The following is a 25,503-nucleotide window of genomic DNA, read 5'->3' on the forward strand; positions in this document are numbered from 1 at the left end:
CCGAAACCGATGACAACTCGCCGGTTCAATCACGTTATTTTTGCGGACGACTTCTTCCGCTCGCCCGCCAACGGGCTTCATTACCACGTCGCAAACCGGCGATTTCTCCGAGGTTTCTTCGACTCCGCGCTGGGCCGGCTGGGCCTGCCGATGCGCGAAGTGGCGCCGCTGTCGGAAGGCGGCCGCATCGATGTCGCGCGCCTCATGGACCGGCTTGAACTGCCCTGCACGGCCGCCGGCTGGGCGCGTGCCTGCGTGGCCGACCTGCTGCCGCTGGCCGGACGCGACGGCATGCCGGTGTTCGATCCGGGCTGCCTCGTGATCGGCTGGGGGCTCACGCCGGCGCTGCAGCACTGCATCCACCGCAGCGGCGCGAGCTACCTCGACATCGAGATCGATCCGCGTCGCTTTACCGAACACCTGCACTTCTGCGCCCGCACCAACGACCCCGTCATCGAGGCCGCGCTGCGGGCCCGCCGCGTGGACGAAGAGCTGTTCTGGAACCACGCGGCCGTGCTCAAGGGCTACTTCGCGCGGCGCGGTGCTTCCTCGCTGTTCGATCCGCGCCTGCGCGCGGGCCTGTTCTTCGGCCAGAGCCTGGTGGACCTGTCGCTGGTCAGCGGCGGGCGCACCATGCACCCGGCCAGCGTCGTCGCGCCGCTGCGCGAGCTGGCGCAGGGCGTCGACCTGCTGGTCATCAAGCCGCACCCCTACGAGCCCGCGCTGCACGACCTCGCGCCGATCGCGCGCGCCATTCCCAACGTGGCGTGGACCCACGAGAACACCTACGCGCTGCTGTCGGCGTCGAACGTGCACTTCGTCGCCAGCCTGTCGTCGAGCGTGCTGACCGAGGCGCGCTACTTCCGCAAGCCCGCGCACGCGCTGATCGAGGCCGACCGCAACGCGGCCGGACAATTGCCGGCCGCCTGCTCGGACTGGATCGCCATCGGCGCCGAACTGGGCGCGATGGATTTCGTGGCCGATGCCTGCATGGGCGGCGATGCGGAAAGCCGCATCGCGGTGCCTGCTGGCGCCGCCGCCTGGCCCGCCGCCGCCATCGAGCGTGCATTCGGCGCGCGCTGGGGCTTCGACGACCAGAGCCTGGGGCTCGGTGAAGTGTCCGAGCTACAGCTCGGCCGCCCCTACATGTTCCACCCCGGCAGCCCCGCGCTCGGTTGGCTCAGCCACGGGTGGCACGGTTTTCACGACGAAGGCGTGCGCAGCCTGGGCGAGCTGGCCTGCCTCGTGATTCCGCTGCCGACGCTGGCGCCGTCGTCGTCGCACCAGCAGCCGCACCGCCTCGAAGTCCGCATCGACTTTCGCAGCAGCGCCAAGACCACCAGCGTCCACGCGATGTTCGACGGCGTGGTGCTGCCAGGGCAGCGCACCACGGGCGCGCGGCGGCGCACCCTCGTCTTCGAGGTGCAGCCCAGCGCGGGCCGCAAATGCCTGGTGCTGCAGTTCGCGGTGGCGGACGCCTCCACGGCCACAGGAGGCCCGCGCCGGCTGGTGGCGGCCCGGCCGAGCTTCGCGATCCGCAGGCTGCAGGTGTCGCTGCGCATGGGCCGGGGCGTGATCTCGGCGCCGCCGAAGGCCACGGCATCGAAGCCGTGGCTGGAGATGTCGCCGGTGCGCGCCATCGCGCGGGTGTTTCGTGCGCTGGTCGATTCGGCGCGTGGGGTGATCAGCGGGTAGCTGGCGTGGCCAGCGTCGACAGCAGCGTGACCCAAGGCTGCAGCCTGTCGATGGCACCCTGCCTGCCTTCCGCAGCATCCGTCGCGCTCTCCGGCAAGGCAAGCAATTCGCCAGCCGCCGCCGTCACCGCCCGCGCAAACTTTGGCGCGTCGCCGCGCCACACCACCACGCGGTGCGCCAGGCCCAACTGCGTTGCGCGCCCCGCATTGATCGCCTGCTCCGGCTGGTCGGTCAGCAGCAGCAGGATGGGCTTGCGGTAGACCGCCGCGATCGACAGCGCGGCCATGCCCGGCGCCGAGACGATGAAGGCGCTGCGTGCAGCCGTCTCGATCCAGTGCTCGTCGCGCGCATGCCAATGCGGCCGGTGGGCATAGCCCTCGCCGACCAAGTGCGCCGGCAGGCCCGCGGCGGCCAGTCCTTGTTCCAGTCCATCGGCCAGCGCGGGTTCCTCGAAGTGCGGGTTGAGGTACACGGCGGCCCGTCGCGCCGCGCCGTCTTCTTGCGTGCCATGGCTGGCCACCACCGCGACCGGCGTGGCGAGCCGATGGCCGCCGTGCCCGTCATGCCGTGGCGCGTCGTAGGCGAAGTCGTGCTCGATGCGCGCCCGGCTGCGGTCGATCTGCCAGGCCACGATGCCGCCGAACACCTTCGCGATGAAGCCCGGCATACGGCCGCTGAAATTGGTCTGCAGTGCATGCCGCAGGCTGGCGCCGTACACATGCACCACCTTGCGTCGCCACCCCGGCATCCAACCCATGAACAGCAGCGCGGGATGAAAGGAGTCGTTGACCACGAGGTCCGCGTCGCGGAACCAGCGGCGCAGCCGCACGATGTCGCGCAGCATGCGCTCGGGGCGGAACATGTAGTGGGCGACGTTGCGGTCGGTCTCGCGGCGAAGCATGTTCTGCTCGCGGTCGAACTGCACCGCGTAGTGGCGCGAGAGCACCGGCGCGTCGATGCCGAAGCCGGCCAGGAAGCGCGCGCCTTCGTCCGAGGTGGTGAGCACCTGGACCTGCACGCCCGCAGCCCGCAGCGCGTGCGTGAGCAGCTGCGCGCGCATCAGGTGGCCGCGCGCGTCCGCGGTCGCGAGGTAGACGATGCGCGGCGGCATCGACTCAGGCGTGCACAGGGCGCGCCGCGCCGGGGCGCAGTCGCAAAGCCACGCCGGCGAGAAACATGCCGACCGCGCCGGTGATGCCGAAGCCGCGCTCGGTGTCGCGCACCTCGCGCATCAGCTGCGCCAGCCGCGCCTGTTCATGCGGTGCCACGCACCGCTGCAGCGTGTGGCTGCACAGGCGGATGTGGCGGTCTTCATCGGCCAGCACGCGCGACAGCAGCGGGTGCAGCGCATGCGCCGGCCCGATCAGCGCGCAGTGCCGCTGCAGGATGCGCGAAGCCATCTGCTCCGCCGACAAACCGATGGCATAGGCCGGCACCAGCCCGCCCTGCGCGAAATGCGGCGCATGCCGGCGGATCAACCCCTGCCAGCGCGCCAGCTTGCGGCGGCTCAGCCAGTCGGGCTGCGGCGCTTCTTCGGGCGATGCGGCGGCCTGTGCGTTGCCACCGCGTTCGACGATGGCTTCGGCGAAAAGGCGCGCATGCAATTGCTCGTCGGCCAGGTGCTGGTCGAGCTGGCGTGCGAGCCAGTCGGGCGGGTTGATGCGCAGCTCGCGCTGCAGCGCCTGCTCGGACGATTCTTCGCCGACGAGGTAGAAGCGCAGCAGCAGCATCTCGCCCGCATTGCTCGCATGCAACTGGCGCAGCGCGGCGCGTTTGACGTGGTGCACCAGCCAGGCCTGCAGGGCCGGCCAGCCGCGCAGAACTGGCGGATCGAGGCAGTCGAAGCCGGCTGCCGGTGCGGGCGAAGTGTCAGCGGCCATTGGCCTTGGCCGCGGTGGCCTGCGGCGGTTGCTGATGTTGCTGCTGCCAGCCCAGCACGAGGCCGATGAAGCTGTCTTGCAGGAAGGCGCGCGCGGCCGCATCGGCCCCCGCGAACTCGCGCTGCTGGCCGTCGTAGCGCACATAGCCCTTGCCGTTGATGGCGCCGAGCACCAGCTTCTCGTTCTTGCGAAAGCCCCGCTGCAGCAGCGGTTGCAGCAGCGACTGCGATTCGAGCCCGTACAGGAACAGGTCGCGCTGCACCACCTGGCGCGGGATCTTGCCGCTCAGGGCCTGCAGCTCCAGCGTCCAGTTGCCTTGCCGCATGGCTTCCGCCAGTTCGTGGCCCCTGGCCGCCGGTGCGTGGAAGCGCGCCCGCGCCACCGACTTCGAGGCCTTGCTCAGCCCCAGCCCGATGGTGATGTCTGCATCTTTCGCACCACCGGTGCGGTTGTCTTCGACCTGCACCAGCACGTTGGCCAGTCGCGCGGTGAGCGAGGGCTTGGCGAGCGCTTCGCCGATCTGCGCGGGCGTGAGCACGACGCGCTCGGCGTTGCCGTCATTCACGACGACCTGGTACGGGTCGATGCGGATGTCGCTGAACTCGTCGCCGACGGGCGTGTGCGCATGGCTGCTCACCGACCAGTCGGTGCCCGAGCGGCTCAGCAGGGCGTGGAAGGTCAGCGGCACGCGCTGGCCGCTGCGCGTCTGGCCAGAGCCCTGCAGCAGCACGTCGCCCACGATGGTCTTTTCGCCATAGCTGTGGGTGTTCGTGAAGCGGATGGTGTGCGCGGCGCTGTCGAGCACGGCGTGCGTGTCGGCATCGTCCAGCGCGAGGCGGTTGCAGTCGTCGGCGGCGGCGAGCGGGCCGAAGGGGCAGCCGCTGTCGGACTTGAAGTTGAAGACGCCGCGGCCCGTGAAGTCGGCGGCACCGGCAACGGTGAAGGCGCCTGCGAGCGCGAGGCCCAGGGCGACGTGGCGCACGGAAAAGAGAGAGCGGATTGGCATGGTCTTGCTGGTTTGTTGTTCTTTTGAAGAGGCCATCAAGGCCGGTGATAGGAAAGCGCCTGCGCGTCGGCGTTCGTCTTCCCGGTGGTGTGCAGGCCGATGCCGCGCGCGAACGCGCCCAGCATGTCGACCGCCGAGAACCCCAGGATCAGCGCCACGCCCGCCACCCAGCGCAGGCCGCGCAACGGCGGCAGGTCTTGATGATTGAGCGCGCGCATGCTGAAGCCCAGCCGCGTGAACAGCACGCACAACGGCCCGATGGGCCCGCTCTTCGCGAGCCACTGCCAGCGTGCCGACACGTAGCTGCGCAGCAGGTGCGGCGTGAGCGAATAGGTGTCTTGTCCGCGCATCCAGCGCAGCTTGAGCGCTTCGGCACGCGTGTCGGGCAGGCGGTGTTCGGTGTGGGCCGCGGCCGCGTAGTGGATGGGCACGCCGGCCGCCTTCAGTCGCATGCCCAGCACCTGGCAGTGCGCGCGGTACACGCCGTCGAGCGCCTGGTAGCTGTGCTGCTCGAACACGTCGCGGCGGAAGACCACGTTGTTCGCGTAGAAGTTGCTCGTGGCGCCCGCGTGATCGGCGTTAGGGAAGTACATGAAGTCGATGGTCGTCAGCGCGGTGCCGACCACGCTGGCCGCATAGCTCGTGCGGCCGGCCACCACGGCGGGCGCATCGGGCTTCGTGAGCGGCAGCAGCATCTGCAGCAGCCAGTCGTCGTCGGGCAGGCAATCGGCATCGGCGAACACCACGTGGTCGCAGCGCGCCGCGTCGGTGGCCGCGAAGCCGACGTTCTTGGCGTCGTAGTAGCCGGTGGCCGCGTCGATGCGCACGAAATCGACCGGGCGGCCCGCGAGCGCGCTCACCGCATCGCAGGTGGCCGGGCTCAGTCCGTCGTGCGTGACGACCACCTGCGCCAGGGCGGTCAGCGGAAGTTTCTGCTTTGCCAGCAGGGCGACGAGGCGTTGCAGGCTGGTGCTCGTCTTGGCCTCGGCATCCGCTCCGCCGCGCAGGTTGTTGGTCTCCAGGACCAGCGCGCAACGCGCTGCAACTTGATCGGGCATCATCGAATTTTCCTGTCCGGACATTGTTTTGAAGGCTTGCATCCTGCTTTTATCGCACAACCGTGCGCGCCACCAGTGCCAGAACGACCGGGGGCGGCCATGAAGGTCAGCATCTTCGGCGCCGGCTACGTGGGCCTGAGCTTCGCTGCCTGCCTGGCCGAGGCGGGGCACGAGGTGCTGTGCGCCGACGCGGATGCGGCGCGCGTCGAGGGCTTGCAGCGCGGCCTCATGCCGCTGCACGAGCCCGGTCTGGAGGCGCTGGTGGCAGCCGGCATCGCCGCCGGGCGGCTGCACTTCACGGCCGACGAGCGCGTGGCCAGCCTGCATGGCGAGGTCCTCTTCATCGTGGTCAACACGCCGGCCGATGCGCAGGGTGACGTCGACCTGCGGCATGTGATGGCGGTGGCGCGCGGCATCGGCCGGCACCGCGACCGCGACGCGCTGGTGGTGTGCAAATCCACCGCGCCGGTGGGAACGGCCGAGCAGGTCGAGGCGGCATTGCAGGGCGAACTTTCGCAACGCGGTGCGGCGCATCGCATCGCGGTGGCGGTCAACCCCGAGTTCCTGCGCGAAGGCTCGGCCGTGCGCGATGGCCGCCAGCCCGACCGCGTGGTGATCGGCTCGCAGGACCCGGCCGCCATCGACCTGCTGACCCGGCTTTATGCGCCCTTCGTGCGCGAACCGGAACGGCAGCTGCTGGTGATGGACCGCCGCTCGGCCGAACTCACCAAGTACGCCGCCAACGCGATGCTCGCGACCCGCATCAGCTTCATGAACGAGATGGCGCGCGTGGCCGAACAGGCGGGCGCCGACATCGAGATGGTGCGGCGCGGCATCGGTGCCGACCGCCGCATCGGCCCCGACTTTCTGCAGGCGGGCGCGGGCTATGGCGGCTCGTGCCTTGCCAAGGATGTGCGGGCACTGCGGCATGCGGGCGACCGCGACGGCCATGTGCTGCGCATTCTCTCGGCGGTCGAGGCCGTCAACCACGAACAAAAGGGGCGGCTGTTCGACCTGATGACGCACCACTTCGAAGGCCGCATCGCGAACAGGACCATCGCCCTCTGGGGCCTGGCCTTCAAGCCCGACACCGACGACATGCGCGATGCCCCCAGCCTCGTGCTGCTGGAGCGGCTGTGGGCCGCGGGTGCACGCGTGCAGGTCTGCGACCCGGCGGCGATGGCGAATGCGCGCGCCATCGTCGGCGAGCGCGACGACGTGCGCTGGTGCGCGTCTGCGGACGAGGCGCTGCAGGGCGCCGATGCGCTCGCGCTGGTGACCGAATGGCCCGAGTTCCGCCAGCCCGACTTCGCACGCATTGCGAACGCGTTGAAGACGCCCGCGATCTTCGACGGCCGCAACCTCTACGACGCCGCCGAGGTCGAAGCCGCCGGCATCGCGTACTACGGCATCGGCAGGGGCCGCTCAGTCTTTCGCTGAAGCAGCAGCCGCTTCGTCCAAAGGCAGGAACGTACTGCCCGGCGTGAGCGGCACATGGCGGTAGCTGGCCGGCGTGCGGCTCAGCTTCACCGGCGCGCCGATGCCGCGGTAGCCGCCTTCCATCTCGACCACCATTTCGCGGTGCAGCGTGTGGGGGTGCTGCAGCGCGGCGTCCACCGGCAGCACCGGCGCGGCGGGCACGCCGGCCGCCATCAACTGCTCGACGAGTTCGCGGCCGTCGAACACGGCCATCGCCGCCTCGAGCCGCTGCTTGAGCCCATCGCGATGCACCGAGCGCGCGCCGGCCGTGCGGTAGAGCGGATCGTCGGCCAGGTCGGGCAGGCCGATGCAGCGGCACAGGCTCGCGAACTGCCGGTCGTTGCCCACCGCCACGAACACCGGGTCGGTGCCGGTGGCCAGCGCGTCGTACGGGTAGATGTTGGGATGCGCGTTGCCCGTGCGGCGCGGCGCGGTGCCGTCCATGAACCAGTTGGCCGCATGCGGATGCAGCAGCGACAGGCCACTGTCGTACAACGCCGCTTCCACGAACTGCCCGCGCCCGCTGCGCTGGCGCTCCTGCAGCGCGAGCAGCACGCCGATCACCGCGTTCAGCCCCGTCACCATGTCGACGACAGGCAGGCCCACGCGCAGCGGGCCACCGTCGGCCTCGCCGTTGATGCTCATGATGCCGGTCATGGCCTGCACCGCCGCGTCGTAGCCGGGCAGCGCGCCCAGCGGACCGTCGGCGCCGAAGCCCGACACGCGGCACCACACGAGGCGTGGAAAGCGCTGCGACAGCGTCTCGTAGCCGATGCCCCAGCGCTCCATCGTGCCGGTCTTGAAGTTCTCGATCAGCACGTCGGCCTCGGCCACCAAGGCGAGCAGCGCCTCGCGGCCTTCTTCCGTCGAGAAGTCCAGGTGCTGCACGCGCTTGTTGCGGTTCAGGCCGTGGTAGTACGAGGCCACGCCTTCCTTGAAGGGCGGGCCCCAGGTGCGCGTGTCGTCGCCCTGCGGCGGCTCGACCTTGAGCACGTCGGCGCCGTGGTCGCCCAGGATCTGGCCGCAGTACGGGCCGCCGAGGATGCGCGAGATGTCGAGCACGCGGATGCCCGCGAGGGCGCCGGTGGAGGGCGTGGAAGTGGTGGTCATGCGGTGGGGGCGATGGAGGCGTCGGCTGTCGAAAAGGTGGAAGAGGCACGCGCCACGAGCTTGAAGGTGCCGGTGGCCAGCGCCAGCAGTTCGCCGCTCTCGTTGCGGGCCTCGCCGCGCGCGAAGCTCAGCGACTGGCCACGTCGCTCGCAGAACGCGGTGGCGATCACGTCGCCGTTGCAGGGCGCGACGAAATGCACCGTGATGTCGACGGTGACCACGCCGTACTGCGTGGGTGCATGGGCGCGCACGGCGCACGACAGCACGCAGTCGAACAGCACCGCGATGGCACCGCCATGCACGTCGGCGCGGCTGTTGGTGTAGTCCGCGTCGTAGGGCATGCGGATGCGCGCGCTGTCGTCGCCGATGACTTCGCCGCGCAGCCCGAAGGCGCGTGCCATCGGCATCGGCAGGCCGAACAGGATGCCCGGTGGCTCGGGTGTCGTGGGGGCGGTGGTGGCAGGCATGCGATGGCTGTCGGTTCAGTCGAGCAGGCCGCGCTGGCGCAAGCGGGCCACGCGATCTTTCTCGCGGGCCGTGGCCGCGAGCGCGTACTTGCGGTAGTCGTCGGGGCCCATGTAGTTGATCTGCTGGTTCAGCTGCTCCAGCACGCGCAGGCCGGGCGCGGACTCCAGCGCCTTCTTGAAGGCGTCGTGCACGATCTGCACGCGGGCCGGGTCCATGCCGGCCGGGCCGGCGATGCCGTAGGGCGAGTCGATGACCGCGTCGACGCCTTGCTCGCGCAAGGTCGGCACGTCGGGGTAGCGCTTCACGCGGTGCGGCGTGAGCATCACCAGGTAGCGCATCTTGCCGGCGTCGATGTGGGGCACGGCCACGCCCGACAGTGGCGCCGCGTCGATGTGGCCGCCGAGGATCGCGTTCGTCACTTCGGCATCGCCCTTGAACGGCACCATGTTGAACTGCAGCCTGGCCGCTTCGCCGGCCTCGTCCATCACGATGCGCGGCGTGCCCACCGCGCCGGTGGCGCCGACGTTGATCTTGCCGGGTCGGCGCGCGGCATCGGCCGCGAAGTCCTTCCAGGTCTTCCAGGGCGCGTCGGCCTTGACCGCCAGGCCAAAGGTGTAGTCGGACAGCAGGATCGCGTACGAGAAGCTGGTCTTCGGATCGAACGCCACCTTGTTGATGTACGGCTCGCGGTACACCGAGGCGGGCAGCACCGCCAGCGTGTAGCCGTCGGGCGCGGCGCGCACCAGCGCGGCCGCGCCGTTGGTGCCGCTGGCACCGGGCCGGCTCTCGATGATGACGGGCTGGCCCAGGGCCTTGCCCGCTTCTTCTGCGACGGCGCGCAGGTGCTGGTCGGTGGGGCCGCCGGCCGCGTACGGCACGATCAGCGTGACCGGCCGCTGCGGATAGGTCTGGGCTGTGGCGACGGTGGCAGTGGTGACGCCGATCAGCGCGATGGTGGCCAGGGAGGCGGCGCGCAATGCGCCCAGGCGTGACAGCAGTTTCATTTTTTCTTGTCTCCTTGTTGTTCGAATCGAGTCGCTGGTGGCATCAGTCGAGCTGCGCGCCCGACTTCTTCACCACGTCCTTCCACTTGGCCGACTCGGCCACGATGAACTGGCCGAGCTTCTGCGGCGACGTGTCGGCCGAGGCCTCCAGCCCCTGCGACGCGAACATCTGCTTCACCTTGGGCGAGTTCAGCACTTCGGCGAACGCATGGTTGAGCTTGGCGACGCGGTCGGCGGGCGTGCCGGCTGGGGCCACGATGCCGAAGAACACGCTCACGTCGTAGCCCTTGTAGCCCTGCTCCGAAATGGTGGGCACGTCGGGCAGCGCCTGCGAACGCGCGAGCGTCGCCACGCCCAGGGCGCGCAGCTTGCCGGCCTTGACGTAGGGCAGCGCGGTGAGGATGTCGGTGAAGGTCATGCTGACCTGGTTGCCCAGCAGGTCGTTGAGCGCGGGGCCCGTGCCCTTGTAGGGAATGTGCTGCAGGTCGGTGCCCGCCACCGAGTTGAAGAGCACGCCCGCCAGGTGCGACGACGCGCCGTTGCCCGACGAGGCATAGCTGAGCTTGCCGGGGTTGGCCTTGGCATACGCCACCAGCTCCGGCACGTTCTTCACCGGCAGCGCGGGGTTGACCACCAGGATGTTCGGCAGGTAGCCCACCTGGATCACCGGCGCGAAGCTCTTCACCGGGTCGTAGTTGACCTTGCGGTACAGGCTCTTGTTGATGGCCAGCGGGCCCGAGGTGCCGAACATCAGCGTGTGGCCGTCGGCCTCGGCGCGCGCCACGTATTCGGCGCCGATGTTGCCGCCAGCGCCCGCGCGGTTCTCCACGATCATCGGCTGGCCGAGGCGGTCTTTCATCTCGGCGGCGAGCGTGCGGGCCATCGCGTCGGTGGGGCCACCGGGCGGAAAGGGCACGACCAGCGTGATGGGCTTCGAGGGGAAGGCGTCGGCGGCCTGTGCAGTGGGCACAGCGGGCACGGCGGTCAGCAGCGTGGCGCAGGCGGCCAGCAGGAAGGTGAGGCGTTTCAAGGGATGTCTCCGTTTCTTGTCGGGGGATAGTTCAGGCCAGCGCCGCGGCGCTGCGCGCGGCCGCCGTGTTCCAGTCGGCGGGCATGGCATCGGGTGCCAGCGGATCGCGCGGCAGCACGCGGTGCAGCAGCACCAGTTGCGCCCAGCGCAGGCGCGCGGCCGAGCCGCCGCGCGCGGCTTCCCACGCCATCGCGATGGCGCTCGTGCAGTGGTACAGCGCCGACGCGGCCTGGCGCGCCAGCACGTCGCCGCCTTCGCGCGCGGCAGTCTCGGCCAGCGCGGCGGCGCGTGCCAATGCATCGCGCAGCGCTTTCGCAAAGGCGGGTGCGAGCGCCGCGTCGTCGAGCAGCTTTTCGCAGTGCGCGCGCAGCACCGGCAGCGAGCCTTCGCGCTTCAGGGCGCGGATCACGTCGAGCGCCACGATGTTGCTGGTGCCTTCCCAGATCGAGCCCAGGTGCGCGTCGCGCACGAGGCGCGGGTCGCTCCATTCCTCGATGTAGCCGCAGCCGCCGCGCACTTCCATCGCATCGCCCGTCACCTTGCGTGCATCGCGGCAGGCGCGGAACTTGATGAGTGGAGTGAGGATGCGCAGCAGCGCATAGGCATCGGGCTCGCCGGCGTCGGAGCGGGCCAGCGCTAGCGCGGTCTGGCACACCATCGTGCGTGCCTGCTCGGCCGGCAGGCGCAGCTTGTCGAGCTGGCGCTGCATCAGCGGCATCTGGTCGAGGGTGCGGCCGAAGGCGCGGCGCTCCGACGCGATGTACTCGGCCTCGGCCACGGCGCGGCGCATCAGGCCAGCGGCGCGCACGCCGTTCGACAGGCGCGAGTTGTTCACCATGTCGGCCATCTGCACGAAGCCCCGGCCGGCTTCGCCGACGAGGTAGGCCACCGCGCCTTCGAGCCGGATCTCGCCGCTGGCCATCGAGCGCGTGCCCAGCTTGTCCTTCAGGCGAATGATCCGGTAGTGGTTGAGGCTGCCGTCTTCCAGCCGGCGCGGCAGCAGAAACAGCGACACGCCCTTCATGCCCGCCGCGCCGTCTTCGGCGCGCGCGAGCACCATCGCGAAATCGGCGTCGGGGTTGGAGCAGAACCACTTGTCGCCGCTCAGGCGCCAGCTGCCGTCGGACTCGGCTCGCGCCATCGTGGCGGTGGCCGCGATGTCGGAGCCGGCCGCCTGCTCGGTCATGAACATCGCGCCCTGCGCGAGCTCGTCGAAGTCGAGCGAGGTCAGGCGCGGCAGGAAGCGCGCGACCAGCTCGGGGCTGCCGAACTTTTTCAGCGTGCGCGTGAGCGAATCGGTCATCGAGACCGGGCAGCACAGGCCGAACTCGGCCTGCACGAACAGGTAGGTCAGCACGTACTTGACCAGCGGAGGCATCTTGCCGGTCCAGCCCAGCGTTTCGTCGCGGTGCGAGATCGCGGCCAGGCCGAATTCGCTGAGCGCGAGGCGCTCCATCTCCACATAGGCCGGATGCTTGACGACCTTCTGCTCGTCCAGGCCGGTGCGGGTGCGCTGCTTCAGCGTGGGCGGGTTGCGGTCTGCGGTGCCGGCCAGTTCGTCGAGCAGGCCGCCCGCCAGGCCGCCCAGGCGCTCGAAGTGCGGCTGCATATGGGCCAGCAGGTCGTCGGGCAGGTAGAGCGCGAGCAGCGCGTGCAGCTCGGTGTCGGTGGTGAACAGGTTCTGACCGTGGCGGTCGGGAATCGGATGGGCGTGCGCGGCTGTTGGCGCGGCAGATGCGGCGTTCTCGGACATGGGTCTTGTCTCCTGGGTTCGCCGCATTGTTGAAGCCGCGACGATCCGTGTCTAATATCGAATTGGTCTTGCTCGATTTGATCTGCCTATCCATGGAACTGCGACACCTGCGCTACTTCAGCGTGCTCGCCGAAGAACTGCACTTCGGGCGGGCGGCGCGGCGTCTGTCGATTTCGCAGCCGCCGCTGTCGGTGGCGATCCGCCAGCTCGAAGAGTCGGTGGGCGCACGGCTGTTCGAGCGCAACAGCAAGGAAGTGCGCCTCACGCCTGCGGGCGAGGCGTTGCGCATTTCGGCGCGGCGGGTGCTGCTGCAGGCCGAAGAGGCCGCGCTCGAAGCACGCGACGTGGCCACCGGTTCGGCGGGCCGGCTGCGCATCGGCTTCGTCGGCGCCATGCTGTACCGGGGCTTGCCGCAGGCGCTGCGCGCCTTCCAGGCCACGCACCCGGCGGTGCGCATCACCTTGAGCGAACTCAACTCCGGCGTGCAGATCGCCGAGCTGCTGAACGACCGGCTCGACCTGGGCTTTGCCCACACGCGCCGCGTGCCGCCCGAGCTGCAGCAGCGCTTGTTGCTGTCGGAGCCCTTCGTGTGCTGCCTGCCCGCGGGGCATGCACTGGCACGCAAGCGCGTGCTGGCACCGGGCGACCTGCGTGACCAGCCTTTCGTGCTGTTCTCGCGCGAGGCCTCACCCGATTACCACGAGCGCATCCTGTCGATCTGCGCGGACGCAGGCTTCCTGCCTGAGGTGCGGCATGAAGTGCGCCATTGGCTCGCCGTCGTGTCTTTGGTTTCTCAGGGTATGGGCGTGGCGCTGGTGCCGCAGGCGATGCGGCACTCGGCCCTGCGCGGCGCGGTGTTCCGCCCGCTCGACCGCGCGGTGGCGCAGTCGGAGGCTTACGGGGTGTGGCGGACGGGGCCGCCGAACGTGCTGGTCGAGCGGCTGCTGCAGGGCGTGGCCGAGAGCATCGCAGCCGCTGCCGGGCTTCAGGCGTAGAGCGGCTCTTCGGCCATCTGCTCGCACTGGTCTTCCAGCACGAGGATCTGCCCCTTCCAGTAGTCGCTCGAGCCGAACCACGGGAAGTTGATCGGAAAGATCGGGTCTTCCCAGCGGCGCGCCAGCCATGCGCTGTAGTGGATGAGCCGCAGCGTGCGCAGCGGCTCGATCAGCGCCAGCTCGCGGCGATCGAATTCGCGGAACTGCTCGTAGCCGTCGAGCAGGCCCGACAGCTGCGAGGTGCGTTGCGCGCGGTCGCCCGACAGCAGCATCCACAAATCCTGCACCGCGAAGCCGGTGCGCGCGTCGTCGAGGTCGACGAAGTGCGGGCCGCCGCCGGGCCGGTCGGTCGGCGTCCACAGGATGTTGCCGGGGTGCACGTCGCCATGCAGGCGCAGCTTGCGCGGGTTGAAGTCGGAGGCCGGCGGCTGCAGCGCAAGCGCGGTCGCGCGGACCATGTCCAGCGCTTCGTTGCATACCTTTTCCCAGTCGCGCTGCATGTCGAGCGGGATCTTGTCGTTCTCCAGCAGCCAGTCGCGCGAGTCGAGGCCGAAGGTCTGCAGGTCGAGCGCGGGGCGGGCCTCGAAAGGCCTGGCGCTGCCCACGGTGTGGATGCGCGCCAGGAAACGGCCGACCCATTCGAGCACCTCGAAGTTGTCGAGCTCCGGCGCGCGGCCGCCGCGGTAGGGGCTCACGCTGAACGCGAAGCCGGCGTGGTGGTGCAGGGTCTTGCCGTCGACAACCAGCGGCGGCACGGCCGGCACTTCGGCGGCGGCCAGCTCGAGCGAGAAGCCGTGCTCTTCGAGGATCTCGGCTTCGCTCCAGCGCTCGGGGCGGTAGAACTTGACCACCACTGCACTGCGGTCTTCCAGGAACACCTGGTAGACCCGGTTCTCGTAGGAGTTCAGGCCAGTGAGCCGGCCGTCGCCGTGCAGGCCCAGCGTCGCGAGTGCGTCGAGCACCACGTCGGGCGTGAGGCTCTCATAGGGATGGGTGTTCGCGGGCGCTGCAGGGGAAAGGGTCATGCAGCGATTGTCGCCACTGTGACCCGAAGGGCGTCAGTGGCCGGCCGGTTGTTTGTAAAGAGAAAGGATATGGCCCGTGCGCGGGTCGCCCTTGCCCGCCAGCACCTGGGCGTAGGCCGCCTGCACCGCATCGCCGCCGGCGTGGTGTTCGGCGCGCAGCCAGGGCTTCTTGGCGTCGGTCGCTTCGGCGATGAAGTGATGCCAGGCCGACACCATGCGCCGGCCGAACTCTTCGGCACCCCACTCTGTGGTGCGCTTCTTGATCTGCGCGGGCGCAAAGAACAGCGTGGCGCGCGGGCCGCTCAGGTCTTTGCCTGCGCCCTTCGACGCGAGCTGCTCGACATGCGTGCCGCCGATGGAGCTGCTGAACTTGAGGTTGGCAAAGCGCGCATGGATCGCGTTGCGCAGCTCGCCGTTGCCGGCGAAGTCCACGTACACGCAGGGCGTGTCGGCCGCGATGGTGTCGAGTGCGTCGTAGGTCACCACGCGGTCGTAGCAGCCCAGGCTTTCGCAGAAGGCCACGTTGCCGGGCGAGGTCAGGCCGATCACCTCGATGCCCTTGCGCTGGTGCAGCTGGAACGCGGTGCCGTAAGCCGTCTTGCTCGATGCGCTCGACAGCAGCATGGTGTTGGCGCCGAAGAAGTCGTTGTCGGCCATGAAGTCGTCGATCAGCCACGAGGTGATGAACAGCGGGCGCAGCAGCGACTGCGTGTCTTCTGTATCGGCGGTGTAGAGCGGGTCGGTGTTGCAGCGGAAGTACTGGTTGTAGACGGCCGGCAGTTCGGCGCGGTGCGGTGCCACGTCGGTGAAGCGCTCGGGCGAGAGCCGGCCGGGGCTCAGCACCGCGCCCGACGCCATCGGCCAGTAGCCGTAGAGCCGCTCGCCCACCGGCACGCCCGGATGCAGCGACTGCACCACGCTCGCGAAGCCCCACACGGGGATCGTGCCCCAGCCTTCCTCGCCGCTCGGAAAGAACTGCCAGTAGCTCATCGCATCGCCGAAGGCGGCGTAGGTGATGTTGTTCGAGGTGAGCGCAAAGCTGTCGATGCGCACGCGCACATGGCCGTCCGCCAAGGGTTCGTCGGTGGCGGTGTGCAGGCGCGTGGTGGCGAGCTGGTCTTTGCGGATCAGGAGGCTGGTGGTGCTCATGGTGTCGATCTCCACGGGTTGAGTGAGGTGTGGGTTTCGGGGCGTGCCGCGACATTAGCCAAGCTTGGTGAAAGGCGCTATCGCGGTGCCCGTTCCGGCGTCACCCGTGAGACAAGCGTGGGCATGAAAAAAGCGCCCCGGCTTGTGGCCGGGGCGCTTGTTCGTTGCTGCTGCGGGGCGATCAGGCGATCGTCAGTTCGACGTCGATGTTGCCGCGCGTGGCGTTCGAGTACGGGCAGACCTGGTGGGCCGTGTCGACCAGCTTCTGCTTGGCGTCTGCATCGAGGCCGGGCAGCGTGATCGCCAGCTTGACGGCGATGCCGTAGGCGGCGCCGCCGTTCGTCGGGCCAAGGGAAACGCTGGAGTCGATGGCGACGTCGTCCGGTACCTTCACGCCGATCTTCGGGCCGACGGCCTTCATGGCGCCGATGAAGCAGGCGGCGTAACCCACCGCGAACAGTTGTTCGGGGTTGGTGCCGGGCTTGCCGGAACCGGGCGAGCTCAGCTTGACGTCGATGGCGCCGTCGCTGGACTTGCCAGCGCCGTCACGGCCGCCGACGGTGTGGGCTTCTGCGGTGTAGAGCACTTTGTCAAGCTTGGTGGTCATGGTGATTCCTTTGATGATGGAGGAGGGTGAAAAAGCTTCTCTCTTTTCTGGATCGAAGCGGGGAGAAATAAAGAAACCGGTTGTGTGTCAGGCCGCCTTCTTGATGCGGTCGCGCAGGGTCTGGATCTGCTGGGTGAGGGCCACGAGCTCGGGCACCGAGCACTGGGCCGCTGCCATCAGGCACTCGGGCACGTTGGCCGCGCGGGCCTTGAGCTTGCGGCCAACGGCGGTCAGGGTGATGTGCACGCGGCGCTCGTCGGCCACGTCGCGCACGCGGGCCACATAGCCGTTGGCCTCGAGGCGCTTGAGCAGCGGCGTGAGCGTGCCGGAGTCGAGCGAAAGGCGCTCGCCCAGCGCGGAAACCGTGGGGCCGTCATGCTCCCAGAGGGCGAGCATCACGAGGTATTGCGGGTAGGTGAGCTGCAGCTTTTCCAGCACCGGCTTGTAGAGCCGGGTCATGGCCAGCGAGGCGGAATACACGGCAAAACACAGCTGGTTGTCCAGCTTGAGCATTTCGTCGGAGGAGGCTGAGGCGGGGTGCATGAGGCGAATTGTAGCGAGCAATTGAATTGTGTGCAATGTAAAGTTAAGGTAAACGACGTGCCACACTAGAGGCCTTTTGTTTCTCTCTCCCCCGGTCCGTTCCCTCTGGCAAGGCTCCCCGACTTCGTATGCGCCCCCTTCCGATTCAGCCAATGGGAATCACCCCGGCCTTCACCCGCACCTCGCACCGCGACATCCTGTGGGCCCTGGGGGCGATGCTGCTGCTGTGGACCCTGTCCATCGGCTACTTCTATCCGACCCCGCCCTGGGACAACGTCGAAGAGCTGTTCTGGGGCGGCAGCTTCGAGTGGAGCTACTACAAGCATCCGCCGCTGCCGAGCTGGATCATGGGCGTGCTGGTGCGCCTGGGCGGACGGCAGGCCTGGCTGACCTACGCGGCCGGCGTCGGCTGCGGCGTGGGTGCGCTCTACCTCGTCTGGCGCTGGTCGCTCGAGATGGTCCACCCGGCGCGCGCGGCGCTGGCCGTGCTGCTCGGCTCGCTGGTGGCCTATCACGTGCAGCGCGCCATCATCTACAACCACAACACCGTGCAGCTGCTGCCGCTGGCAGGCTACTGGTGGATGCTGTGGCGCGTGCTCCATGCGCCGACAGCGTCGAGGCTGCGCGACTGGGCATGGCTCGGTGTCTTCGCGGCGCTGTCGATGCTCACCAAGTACAGCGCGGTGGTGCAGTTCGTGGTCGGCGCGGCCTTCATCGTCCGGCAGGGCCTGTGGCGCGACGCGCAGGTGCGGCGCGGGCTCCTGGTGGCGGTCGGTGTGGCAGCGCTGCTGATGGCGCCGCACGTCTGGTGGGTGCTGGAGCACTCCACGCGAACGATCGCCTATGCACGCCATTCGGTTCACGCCCCGGGTGCGCACGGGCAAGGCCTTCGCCGCCTGGTGCATGTGTTCGTGACGCAGGTGGCCCGGTTGTCGCCCATGCTGCTGCTGGTCGGCTGGGCTTGGTTCACCCGCGCTTCGGTGGCGGCGCCGTCGCCTTCGGTTGCCGCCCCGCCGGGGCTGAACGCGTTCGACCGGCGCTTCCTGGCCTGGGCCACGCTGGGGCCCGCGTGCCTGGTGTTTCCCGCAGCCATCTTGCTGAAGATCCCGTTGCTTGCATCGTGGCTCACCACCTTCTTCCTGCCGGCCGCGTTGTGGGCCGTGGCCGTGTTGCCCGGCCTCGAGGCGGAGCGCTGGAGCCGTCGGCGCTGGCGCGGCGTGATCGCCACCGTGGTGGCGCTCCATGTGGCCGGCGCGCTCGGCCAGGGCTGGGTCGACGGCGTGCTCAGCAAGCGCCTGGGCTACATCACGCGCGCCAACCTGCCGGCGCAAGAAGTTGCCGATGCCGTGGGCGCCATCTGGCGCGACCACGCCGGCGAGCGGCCGTTCAAGCTGCTCGTGGGCGACACCTGGTTCGCGGGCGCCGTGGCCTTGAAGATGGACCCGTCGATGCAACTGCTGATCGACGGCGACGAACGCAACTCGCCGTGGCTCGCGCCCGGCGTGCTCGAGCGCGAAGGCGGCATGGTGCTGATCCTCGACACGCAGGAGTTCCGCTCCGAAGGCATGCTGCTCGAACCCCGCATGGCCGCCGCCAATTGCCGTGGCACGCTGGACATCCCGTGGGCCGGCGTCGACGAGCGCAACAGCCTGCGCATGCGCTGGGGCATCGTGCTGCCGAAGGGCGACAGCGTCGCGAAGAACTGCGGAGCCGACGCGGGCAGGTAGCGCCGCGGCGGCTTTGCCCGTTGGGCGGGGCGAGATGTCAGTTGAAGGTGCTGCGGTTGCGGCAAGGCTCGGCATACTCCCGTGCCAGCTGCGTGAACCGTGGTCCACGGCCGGCGCGAACCATTCCTCAGCCCTTCAACCGAAAGCCATGAACAGTTCTCTGATGCTCTCTGCCGCCTCGGGAATCACTTGCACGCGACGCCTCTCGACGGTGGCCCTCGCCCTGCTGCTGGCCGCCTGCGCCGCTCCGTACCAGGCGCCCCAGGGCAAGGATGTCGCGCGATTACGCATCCTCAGCGAGCAGACCGAATGGTCGAAGGGCGTCAAGACAGTGATCTATCCGAGTGACGGGTGCGAGGCTCCGATGGAGCTTGGCTTCTTCGGCGGCATCGCGCGGCTGGGCGCGCAGGACAAGCCGCTAGGCATTCCCGGGGGCGCCGAGCTCGACCCCCGCACGTTCATCGAGCGGCTCATACCCGCCGGCCGCCGCGACCTCATCTCCATGAAGCTGGGGATCAGCGCGGACAGCAAGACCTGTGTGGTGACCTTCTCTTTCGAGCCGGTGGTCGGCGGCGACTACGAAGCCCGCATGCACTGGCAAGCGGACAGGTGCTATGTGAGCCTGAACAAGGTCGGCACGCAGGATGGCGCTGCAACGTACACGAGGGAACTGAGCGTTCGTCGAGAACAGACGTGCATCAGGGGGACATGAGCGCACCGACCCTCAGGCCTCCGGATGCGGCCCATGCGCTTGCCCGCCCGCAACCAGATGGCGGTGGCTGAAGGCGTTCAGCCCCGGAACCGCTTGCGCGTGAGCGCCAGCGCGATCCAGAAGGCGACGACTGCGTAGACCGCCAGCACCGCCGCGTGCAGCCACCAGTCGGCCGGCCACTGGTCCATGAACAGCGGCCGCACCAGTGCCACCGCATTGGTCAGCGGCAGCCACGCCGCTACCGCCCTGACCGCTGAGGGCAGTTGTTCGAGCGGAAAGAACACGCCGCTCAAAAACATCATCGGCGTCATGAACAGCGTGAAGTAATAGGTGAAGAAGTCGTAGCCCTTCGCCATCGCATTGAAGATCAGCGCGATCGACGAGAAGGTGATGCCCGCGCCGACCAGCACCATCCACGCGACGACCAGCTTCGGGCTGTGGCTGATGCCCAGCCCGAGCATCACGAACAGGATCGCGGTGACCGTGAAGATCGACTTGAACGCGGCCCACAGCATCTCGGCCAGCACGATGTCGTCCAGCCCCACCGGCGCGTTCATGATGCCGTCCCAGGTCTTTTGCACGTGCATGCGCGAGAACGCCGAGTACAGCGCCTCGAAGCTCGCCGCGTTCATCGCGCTCATGCAGATCGAGCCGCTGGCCAGAAAGAGGATGTACGGCACCTTCACGCCGTCCACCGCCACCTGCCCCACCAGCGCGCCCATGCCGTAGCCGAAGGCCACGAGCCAGATCAGCGGCTCGGCGATGTTGCCGATGAGGCTCGGTATCGCGAGCTTGCGCCACACCAGCAGGTTGCGCAGGAACACCGGCCACCAGCGCAGCGAGATCTCGGGCGCGCGCCACACCGAAGGCGAGGGCGGCGGCGCGGCGTTCGTGATGCCGGGCGTTGTTGTTGAAGTCGTCGTGTTCATGGTCTAGCCGTCCTCGCGAATTTGCCGGCCGGTGAGCTTGAGGAAAAGGTCTTCCAGGTTCGCAGGGCGGTGAAAGGTGCGCAGGCCGCTGTGCCGCGTCAGCGCATCGAGCAGCCGCCGCGCGTCCTGCGTGTAGAAGAACACGGTCTCGCCGCTCACTTCCACGCGCGCGGCCATGGCCTTGAGTTCGGGCGACTCGGCCAGCGACAGCGCGCCGTTGCCGTACACCTCGACCACATCGGGCTCCAGATGCTCGGCGATCAGGTCGCGCGGGCGGCCTTCGGCGATCTTGCGGCCGTGGTCGAGCACCAGCAGGCGCGAGCACAGGCGCTCGGCCTCGTCCATGAAGTGCGTGGTCAGCAGGATCGACTTGCCTTGCTGCAGCAGCACCTGCAGCCGCTCCCACATCAGGTGGCGCGCCTGCGGGTCGAGTCCGGTCGTCGGTTCGTCGAGCAGCAGCAGCTTCGGGTCGTTGACCAGCGCGCGTGCCAGCGACAGCCGCCGGCGCATGCCGCCCGACAGTTCGCCCGGCTTCGCATCGGCCTTGTGCGAGAGCGCCGCGAACTCCAGCAACTGCGGCACGCGTGCGCGCACCTGTGCCTTGCTGAAGCCGAAGTAGCGGCCATACACCACGAGGTTCTCGGCACAACTGAAGTCGGGGTCCAGCGTGTCGAACTGCGTGACCACGCCGAGCTGCGCCTTGATGGCCAGCGCATCGCGCGGCATCTGCAGGCCCAGCGCCTCGATCGCGCCGCCATCGGGCGCGGTGAGCCCCAGGCACATGCGGATGGTGGTGGTCTTGCCGGCGCCGTTCGGTCCGATCACGCCCAGGCATTCGCCCGGCGCGATCTCGAACGACAGGTCATCGACGACCGTGGTGTCGCCATACCGCTTGTGCAGATGGCTGACGTGAAAGAGCGCGGGGGTTGGGGTGGATGGCGGCACGCGGCGATTCTGACCCAGACGCGCATCGCGTGCGCCCTCGCTTCAATCGATGGACAACCCGTCCGACTTGCTGGCAACTTCATGCGGCATGGCGCGGGCCCCGCTCGCGGCAACGGCACAATCGACGCCGGATTGCAATTCCCGGGGGGAGGCCCAAAAGATGCTGCGTTTCCTGTTGGCGCTGTCGGTGCCATTGCTGCTCGGCGCCTGCGCGCCTTTTCACCGCCCCCTGGCGGCCGCCGACCGGCACACGGTCCAGGAGGTCGACGTGCGCGTGGTCGTCGCGCAAGAAAGCTTCATGTTCTCCGCGCAGGCGCCCGGCCTGAGCGCGGCCACCGGCGGCGGGCTCATCGGCGCGCTGATCGATTCGTCGGTGCAGCAGTCGCGCCAGAAAGACATGAGCGCCGAGGTGCAGGCCATCGTCGGCCCGCTGCTCGACTACGACTATCGCGCCGAAGCCGGCCTTGCCGCCAACGCGATGCTGGCCGAGCCGGGCGCGTTTCCGTTGAAGGTGCGCTCGTCGCAGGTGCTGGCCGCCATGCCGCTCAAGGCCGAGCAGGACGCCCGCATCGCCGCCACCAGGACCGGCCCCGCCTACATGGTGCTGTTGCTGCAGTACGCGCTCGAGCCGGGGCTCGGCGCGTTCACCACGCGCACCTCGGCCATCCTCTGGCAGGGCGGCAACAAGGAGCCTTCGTACCGCGCTTCCGCCATCTTCCAGACGCCGATCGGTGGCGGCACGCGCGCCACCGTCATCCGGCGCCTCACGGCCAACGACGGGCAGGTGCTCCGCTCGGTCATGCGCGACTCGATGACGCAGACCCTGCACCTCGTCGGCATGGACATCGCCGGCGCGCGCTCGGGTGCAGTGAAGACGTCGCGCTTCAACGTCAACGGCTCCTGGGTCACGCTGGCCGGCCAGGGCTTCGACGACCAGGCGGGCCGCGTCGTGTTCCGCGACCAGGACGGCGCCATGTACTCGCTGCGGAGCACCGCCCCATGAACAACCGATGCCATCGCGTGGCCGTTGCCGCGCTCTCAGTCTTCTGTTTTCTGCCCGGCCTTGCGCATGCACTGACCGAAGAGGAACCGCTCGGCATGGTGTTCGAGCCCTCGCCGGTGCCCGCCGAACGCGCGGACGGCTCGCCAGTGGTGTTGCAGCCGCAGCAGCTCGCGCGCAGCTGCACGCTCTACCTGCCCAGGATCGAAGACACGCGCAGCAACAAGGCGAATGCGGGCAACCTCACCTTGATGATGCCCACGGTCCATGCCACGCCGAGGTCGGTGCAGTCACTGCGAAGCGGCGATGGCGTGGCGTGGACGCGCGGCGCGCTGCAGTCGATGAGCCGCTACGGTTTCCAGACCGTGCTCGGTGCACCACCTGCCGCACCTGTCGGCACACCGCAGGTCACGGCCGAGGTGGCCTTGCGCCTGGCGCATGCGTGGTCCACCGACCTGAACCTCGTCTCGCATGTGGTGCTGCAGGTCAGCTACCGCTTGCCCGGCGGCGAATCCGCTTTGCGCCAGTACCACGGCATGGGCACCGGCACCAACTGGGTCAACGGCAATGGTGAGTTCATGTCGGTGCTGAACCTCGGCCTCGAAGAAGCCGTGCGACGCATGGCGAGCGATGCAGCGCTCTTGTGCGAGGGTAAGCCCTTGCCACCACCGGTGGCCGCGCTGTGAAGACGATGCTGGCGCTGTACCCGACCCGATCGGCGATGCATCGCAGGCCGTCGAGCTTCAGAGCCTGAGCCCGCAGAACTCCGCCTTCATCCAGTCGATGAAGGCCCGCGTGCGCGCCGGCAGCAGCCGCGCGTTCGGATAGATCACGTTCACCGGCTTCGGCGGCGGTTCGTAGTCTTCGAGCACCAGCTTCAGCCGGCCCTGCGCGACCATCTGCAGCACCTGGTACGAGAAGAAGGTACCGAAGCCCATGCCCGCGGCGCACGCCTCGATGGCGGGCGCGAGGTGGTTGAACTCCAGCCGGCTGCTCGGCGTCACGCGGAAGGTCTTGCCGCCCTGGTGAAAGGTCCATTGCGGTGGCGCGTCGATGCGGCCGCGCACGCAGGGCGCACCGGCCAGGTCGCTCGGGTGCTGCGGCGTGCCGCGCTGCGCAAGGTAGGCGGGGCTCGCCACCACCACGCGGCGGATGGTGCCGAGCGTTTGCGCCACCAGTGACGAATCTTCCAGCGCGCCGATGCGGATGCCGACGTCGATGCCTTCTTCGAGCAGGTTCACCGTGCGGTCGTACAGCCGCACGCTGCAGCGCACCTTCTCGTGGCGCTGCATGAAGCGCGTGATGGCGGGCGCCACGTACATGTGGCCGAACAGCACCGGCGCCGTGATGGTGAGCTGCCCCGCCAGCTCGTGCGCTTCGGTCTTCAACGCCAGGTCGGCGGTGTCGGCGGCCAGCAGCACGTCGCGCGCGCTGGGCAGGTAGTGGCGGCCCTCTTCGGTGAGCGACAGGCGGCGCGTGGTGCGGTGAAAAAGGCGCACGCCCAGATGCGCTTCGAGCGCGGCGAGCGAACGCACCACCGCGGGCAGCGAGGTGCCGAGCACCTCGGCGGCGCGCGTGAGGCTGCCCTGCTCGGCAATCTGCACGAAGGTCTGCATGGCCTTGAATCGATCCATGGCGCGATTAAACCGGAAAACGCAGCAGTCAAATACAGAAATGGCTATTCATTCATGACGCGCAAGAGAGAAGAATCCGGTGCGGACCCCGTTATTCACCGGCTCACAGGATTCGCGCATGAACACCACAACAACCGCCACTCGCCCGACGCAACCGATCAAGCTCTACGGCACCAGGCTCTCGGGCCATGTGCATCGCGTGCGACTCTTTCTCACGATGCTCGGGCTGCCGTTCGAGATCGTCGAACTCGACCTGCGCAAGCGCGACCATCGCACGCCGGAGTTCCTGGCGCGCAACCCTTTCGGGCAGGTGCCGGTGATCGAGGACGGCGAGCTCACGCTGGCTGATTCCAACGCGATCCTCGTCTACCTCAACGAACGCTACGCACCTGACCCGGCACGCTGGATGCCGCGCGATGCGGTCGGCGCGGCGCGCGTGCAGCGCTGGTTCTCGGTGGCGGCCGGCCCGCTCGCATACGGCCCGGCGGCGGCGCGCATCCTGGCGTTGTTCGGCCTGGACACCGACCCCGCGGAGATGGTGACGCGGTCGCACGCCTTGCTCGCGGTGATGGAGACGCACCTGCAGCAACAGCCCTTCCTCGCCGGCGCCACCGCCACGTTGGCCGACATCGCGAACTACGCTTACGTGGCGCATGCGCCCGAAGGCAGCGTGTCACTCGACGCCTATCCGCACGTGCGCGATTGGCTGGTGCGTGTGGAAGCCCTGGCCGGCTTCGTGCCGATGGTGCGTACGGCCATCGGGCTTGCGGCGGTCGCATGATCGCCGCGCCGTTCCATGCCGGCGAGCGCGCGTTGCAAACACTGGTGGGTTCGCGCGAGCAGATGGAGGTGGCGGGTCCGCGCGTGATCCGCGACTACATGCCGGACCAGCACCGCACCTTCTTCGCGCAGTTGCCCTTCCTCGTGGTCGGCAGCCTCGATGCGAACCTGCAGCCCTGGGCCAGCGTGCTGGCAGCGCCCGCCGGCTTTGCGCATTCGCCCAATCCGACGCACCTGCGCGTCGACGCGCTGCCCATGGCGGGCGATCCGCTGGCCGGCCAGCTGGCGCAGGGCGCCACGCTGGGCCTGCTCGGCATCGAGCCGCACACGCGGCGGCGCAACCGCATGAACGGCACGGTCGAGGCGCTCGATGCCACGGGCTTCATGGTCCAGGTGCAGCAGAGCTTTGGCAATTGCCCCCGGTACATCCAGGCGCGCGAGCCGGTGTTCATGCCGGCGTGTGGTGATGCAGCACCCGTGCAGTGGCTCGACACGCTCGACCTGGCGGCCCATCGCCTGATCGGCAGCGCCGACACCCTGTTCATCGCGACCGCCTATCCGCACGACGTGGCGGCGGGTGACGACGCTGATGCCAGCTCGCACGGTGTCGACGTGTCGCATCGCGGTGGCCTGCCGGGCTTCGTGCGCATCGATGGCGACGATGTGCTCACCGTGCCGGACTTCAACGGCAACCGCTTCTTCAACACGCTCGGCAACCTCGCGGCGCATCCGCGCGCGGGCCTGCTGTTCATCGACTTCGACAACGGCGAGTTGCTGCACGTGGCGGTCACGGCCGAGATCGTGTGGGGCGGACCCGAGGTCGCGGCCTTCGAGGGCGCCGAGCGCCTGATGCGCTTTCACGTCGAGCACGCGCTGCGCCGACCGTTGGCGCTGCCGCTGCGCTGGGGCGACGCGGAGTTGTCGCCGCATCTGGCGCGCACCGGCCGCTGGGCGTCCACGCACGCCTGAGCGAG

Annotated in this window: 25 protein-coding genes; 9 read left to right on the top strand and 16 right to left on the bottom strand. The window is 68.9% G+C overall.

Annotated features, from left to right (window positions below; genetic code table 11):
- The first annotated feature begins 9 nt into the window (after window positions 1-9).
- The gene (locus tag BLQ28_RS20585; protein ID WP_093243208.1) at window positions 10-1,695 is read left to right on the top strand and encodes a hypothetical protein; all 1,686 of its coding nucleotides are present in this window, start codon (window positions 10-12) and stop codon (window positions 1,693-1,695) included.
- Here BLQ28_RS20585 and BLQ28_RS20590 read toward each other — a convergent pair.
- Genes BLQ28_RS20590 through BLQ28_RS20605 form a run of 4 tightly spaced genes read right to left on the bottom strand, consistent with a single transcriptional unit; the run spans window position 1,685 to window position 5,642 of the window.
- Window positions 1,685-2,806, bottom strand: a complete 1,122-nt coding sequence (locus tag BLQ28_RS20590) for a glycosyltransferase family protein (RefSeq protein ID WP_093243210.1) — start codon at window positions 2,804-2,806, stop codon at window positions 1,685-1,687. The two genes, BLQ28_RS20585 and BLQ28_RS20590, sit on opposite strands and share 11 nt — an antisense overlap.
- Window positions 2,807-2,810: 4 nt before the next feature.
- Window positions 2,811-3,575, bottom strand: a complete 765-nt coding sequence (locus tag BLQ28_RS20595) for a hypothetical protein (RefSeq protein ID WP_093243212.1) — start codon at window positions 3,573-3,575, stop codon at window positions 2,811-2,813.
- Window positions 3,565-4,581, bottom strand: coding sequence for a hypothetical protein (locus BLQ28_RS20600; protein ID WP_093243214.1), 1,017 nt, complete (start codon window positions 4,579-4,581; stop codon window positions 3,565-3,567). The genes BLQ28_RS20595 and BLQ28_RS20600 overlap by 11 nt, the downstream gene beginning before the upstream one ends.
- Window positions 4,582-4,616: 35 nt before the next feature.
- Window positions 4,617-5,642, bottom strand: a complete 1,026-nt coding sequence (locus BLQ28_RS20605) for a glycosyltransferase family 2 protein (protein WP_093243216.1) — start codon at window positions 5,640-5,642, stop codon at window positions 4,617-4,619.
- A 96-nt stretch (window positions 5,643-5,738) separates the two neighbouring features.
- On the opposite strand from BLQ28_RS20605, the gene BLQ28_RS20610 reads away from it, so the two are divergent.
- Window positions 5,739-7,079, top strand: a complete 1,341-nt coding sequence (locus BLQ28_RS20610) for a UDP-glucose dehydrogenase family protein (protein WP_093243218.1) — start codon at window positions 5,739-5,741, stop codon at window positions 7,077-7,079.
- Here the strand turns inward: BLQ28_RS20610 and BLQ28_RS20615 are convergent.
- Genes BLQ28_RS20615 through BLQ28_RS20635 form a run of 5 tightly spaced genes read right to left on the bottom strand, consistent with a single transcriptional unit; the run spans window position 7,065 to window position 12,483 of the window.
- Window positions 7,065-8,228, bottom strand: coding sequence for a CaiB/BaiF CoA transferase family protein (locus BLQ28_RS20615; RefSeq protein WP_093243220.1), 1,164 nt, complete (start codon window positions 8,226-8,228; stop codon window positions 7,065-7,067). The two genes, BLQ28_RS20610 and BLQ28_RS20615, sit on opposite strands and share 15 nt — an antisense overlap.
- On the bottom strand, window positions 8,225-8,695 hold the full coding sequence (locus BLQ28_RS20620; protein WP_093243222.1) for a PaaI family thioesterase: 471 nt from the start codon (window positions 8,693-8,695) through the stop codon (window positions 8,225-8,227). Before BLQ28_RS20620 ends, BLQ28_RS20615 begins: the two co-directional genes overlap by 4 nt.
- Before the next feature lie 15 nt (window positions 8,696-8,710).
- Window positions 8,711-9,700, bottom strand: a complete 990-nt coding sequence (locus tag BLQ28_RS20625; protein ID WP_093243224.1) for a tripartite tricarboxylate transporter substrate binding protein — start codon at window positions 9,698-9,700, stop codon at window positions 8,711-8,713.
- 43 nt (window positions 9,701-9,743) lie between these two features.
- Window positions 9,744-10,730: a Bug family tripartite tricarboxylate transporter substrate binding protein gene (locus tag BLQ28_RS20630; RefSeq protein WP_093243226.1), complete on the bottom strand. Its 987-nt coding sequence runs from the start codon at window positions 10,728-10,730 to the stop codon at window positions 9,744-9,746.
- Window positions 10,731-10,761: 31 nt separating this feature from the next.
- Window positions 10,762-12,483 (bottom strand): acyl-CoA dehydrogenase family protein, encoded by a 1,722-nt coding sequence (locus BLQ28_RS20635; RefSeq protein ID WP_093243227.1) that lies wholly within the window; start codon window positions 12,481-12,483, stop codon window positions 10,762-10,764.
- A gap of 92 nt (window positions 12,484-12,575) precedes the next feature.
- On the opposite strand from BLQ28_RS20635, the gene BLQ28_RS20640 reads away from it, so the two are divergent.
- Complete coding sequence (locus BLQ28_RS20640; protein WP_093243229.1) at window positions 12,576-13,478, top strand: LysR family transcriptional regulator; 903 nt, start codon at window positions 12,576-12,578, stop codon at window positions 13,476-13,478.
- Here BLQ28_RS20640 and BLQ28_RS20645 read toward each other — a convergent pair.
- From BLQ28_RS20645 to BLQ28_RS20660, 4 genes are all read right to left on the bottom strand, one after another.
- Window positions 13,469-14,503 carry a serine/threonine protein kinase gene (locus BLQ28_RS20645; protein WP_093243230.1) on the bottom strand — a complete coding sequence of 345 codons (1,035 nt, stop codon included), beginning with the start codon at window positions 14,501-14,503 and terminating at the stop codon, window positions 13,469-13,471. The genes BLQ28_RS20640 and BLQ28_RS20645 overlap by 10 nt on opposite strands.
- Window positions 14,504-14,536: 33 nt before the next feature.
- Entirely contained in the window at window positions 14,537-15,652 is a 1,116-nt protein-coding gene (locus BLQ28_RS20650) for a DUF2855 family protein (RefSeq protein WP_093243488.1), read from the bottom strand.
- Between the two features lie 181 nt (window positions 15,653-15,833).
- Complete coding sequence (locus tag BLQ28_RS20655) at window positions 15,834-16,259, bottom strand: organic hydroperoxide resistance protein (protein ID WP_093243232.1); 426 nt, start codon at window positions 16,257-16,259, stop codon at window positions 15,834-15,836.
- Between the two features lie 87 nt (window positions 16,260-16,346).
- Window positions 16,347-16,802, bottom strand: a complete 456-nt coding sequence (locus BLQ28_RS20660) for a MarR family winged helix-turn-helix transcriptional regulator (protein WP_093243234.1) — start codon at window positions 16,800-16,802, stop codon at window positions 16,347-16,349.
- 152 nt (window positions 16,803-16,954) lie between these two features.
- Here BLQ28_RS20660 and BLQ28_RS20665 point away from each other — a divergent pair, with 152 nt between their 5' ends.
- Together BLQ28_RS20665 and BLQ28_RS20670 are read left to right on the top strand one after the other, a co-directional pair.
- Complete coding sequence (locus BLQ28_RS20665; RefSeq protein WP_256327385.1) at window positions 16,955-18,529, top strand: glycosyltransferase family 39 protein; 1,575 nt, start codon at window positions 16,955-16,957, stop codon at window positions 18,527-18,529.
- A 148-nt stretch (window positions 18,530-18,677) separates the two neighbouring features.
- A complete protein-coding gene (locus BLQ28_RS20670) occupies window positions 18,678-19,241 on the top strand; it encodes a hypothetical protein (protein ID WP_143012530.1) in 564 nt (187 codons plus the stop codon).
- Between the two features lie 77 nt (window positions 19,242-19,318).
- On the opposite strand, the gene BLQ28_RS20675 is transcribed toward BLQ28_RS20670, so the two are convergent.
- Both BLQ28_RS20675 and BLQ28_RS20680 read right to left on the bottom strand, forming a co-directional pair.
- Complete coding sequence (locus BLQ28_RS20675) at window positions 19,319-20,170, bottom strand: ABC transporter permease (RefSeq protein WP_093243238.1); 852 nt, start codon at window positions 20,168-20,170, stop codon at window positions 19,319-19,321.
- Window positions 20,171-20,173: 3 nt separating this feature from the next.
- Window positions 20,174-21,115 (bottom strand): ATP-binding cassette domain-containing protein, encoded by a 942-nt coding sequence (locus BLQ28_RS20680; protein WP_093243240.1) that lies wholly within the window; start codon window positions 21,113-21,115, stop codon window positions 20,174-20,176.
- 160 nt (window positions 21,116-21,275) lie between these two features.
- Between BLQ28_RS20680 and BLQ28_RS20685 the strand changes: the two genes are divergently transcribed.
- Both BLQ28_RS20685 and BLQ28_RS20690 read left to right on the top strand, forming a co-directional pair.
- Window positions 21,276-22,118: a hypothetical protein gene (locus BLQ28_RS20685; protein WP_093243242.1), complete on the top strand. Its 843-nt coding sequence runs from the start codon at window positions 21,276-21,278 to the stop codon at window positions 22,116-22,118.
- Entirely contained in the window at window positions 22,115-22,801 is a 687-nt protein-coding gene (locus BLQ28_RS20690) for a hypothetical protein (protein ID WP_093243244.1), read from the top strand. Before BLQ28_RS20685 ends, BLQ28_RS20690 begins: the two co-directional genes overlap by 4 nt.
- A 57-nt stretch (window positions 22,802-22,858) precedes the next feature.
- Here the strand turns inward: BLQ28_RS20690 and BLQ28_RS20695 are convergent, their stop codons facing one another.
- Window positions 22,859-23,749, bottom strand: a complete 891-nt coding sequence (locus tag BLQ28_RS20695; RefSeq protein ID WP_093243246.1) for a LysR family transcriptional regulator — start codon at window positions 23,747-23,749, stop codon at window positions 22,859-22,861.
- Window positions 23,750-23,867: 118 nt separating this feature from the next.
- On the opposite strand from BLQ28_RS20695, the gene BLQ28_RS20700 reads away from it, so the two are divergent.
- Both BLQ28_RS20700 and BLQ28_RS20705 read left to right on the top strand, forming a co-directional pair.
- Entirely contained in the window at window positions 23,868-24,530 is a 663-nt protein-coding gene (locus tag BLQ28_RS20700) for a glutathione S-transferase family protein (protein ID WP_093243248.1), read from the top strand.
- Window positions 24,527-25,498 (top strand): pyridoxamine 5'-phosphate oxidase family protein, encoded by a 972-nt coding sequence (locus BLQ28_RS20705; RefSeq protein ID WP_093243250.1) that lies wholly within the window; start codon window positions 24,527-24,529, stop codon window positions 25,496-25,498. The genes BLQ28_RS20700 and BLQ28_RS20705 overlap by 4 nt, the downstream gene beginning before the upstream one ends.
- The last annotated feature ends 5 nt before the right edge of the window (window positions 25,499-25,503 follow it).

It is taken from the genome of Variovorax sp. EL159 (assembly GCF_900100965.1).
In the GTDB taxonomy this organism is placed as follows: domain Bacteria; phylum Pseudomonadota; class Gammaproteobacteria; order Burkholderiales; family Burkholderiaceae_C; genus Variovorax.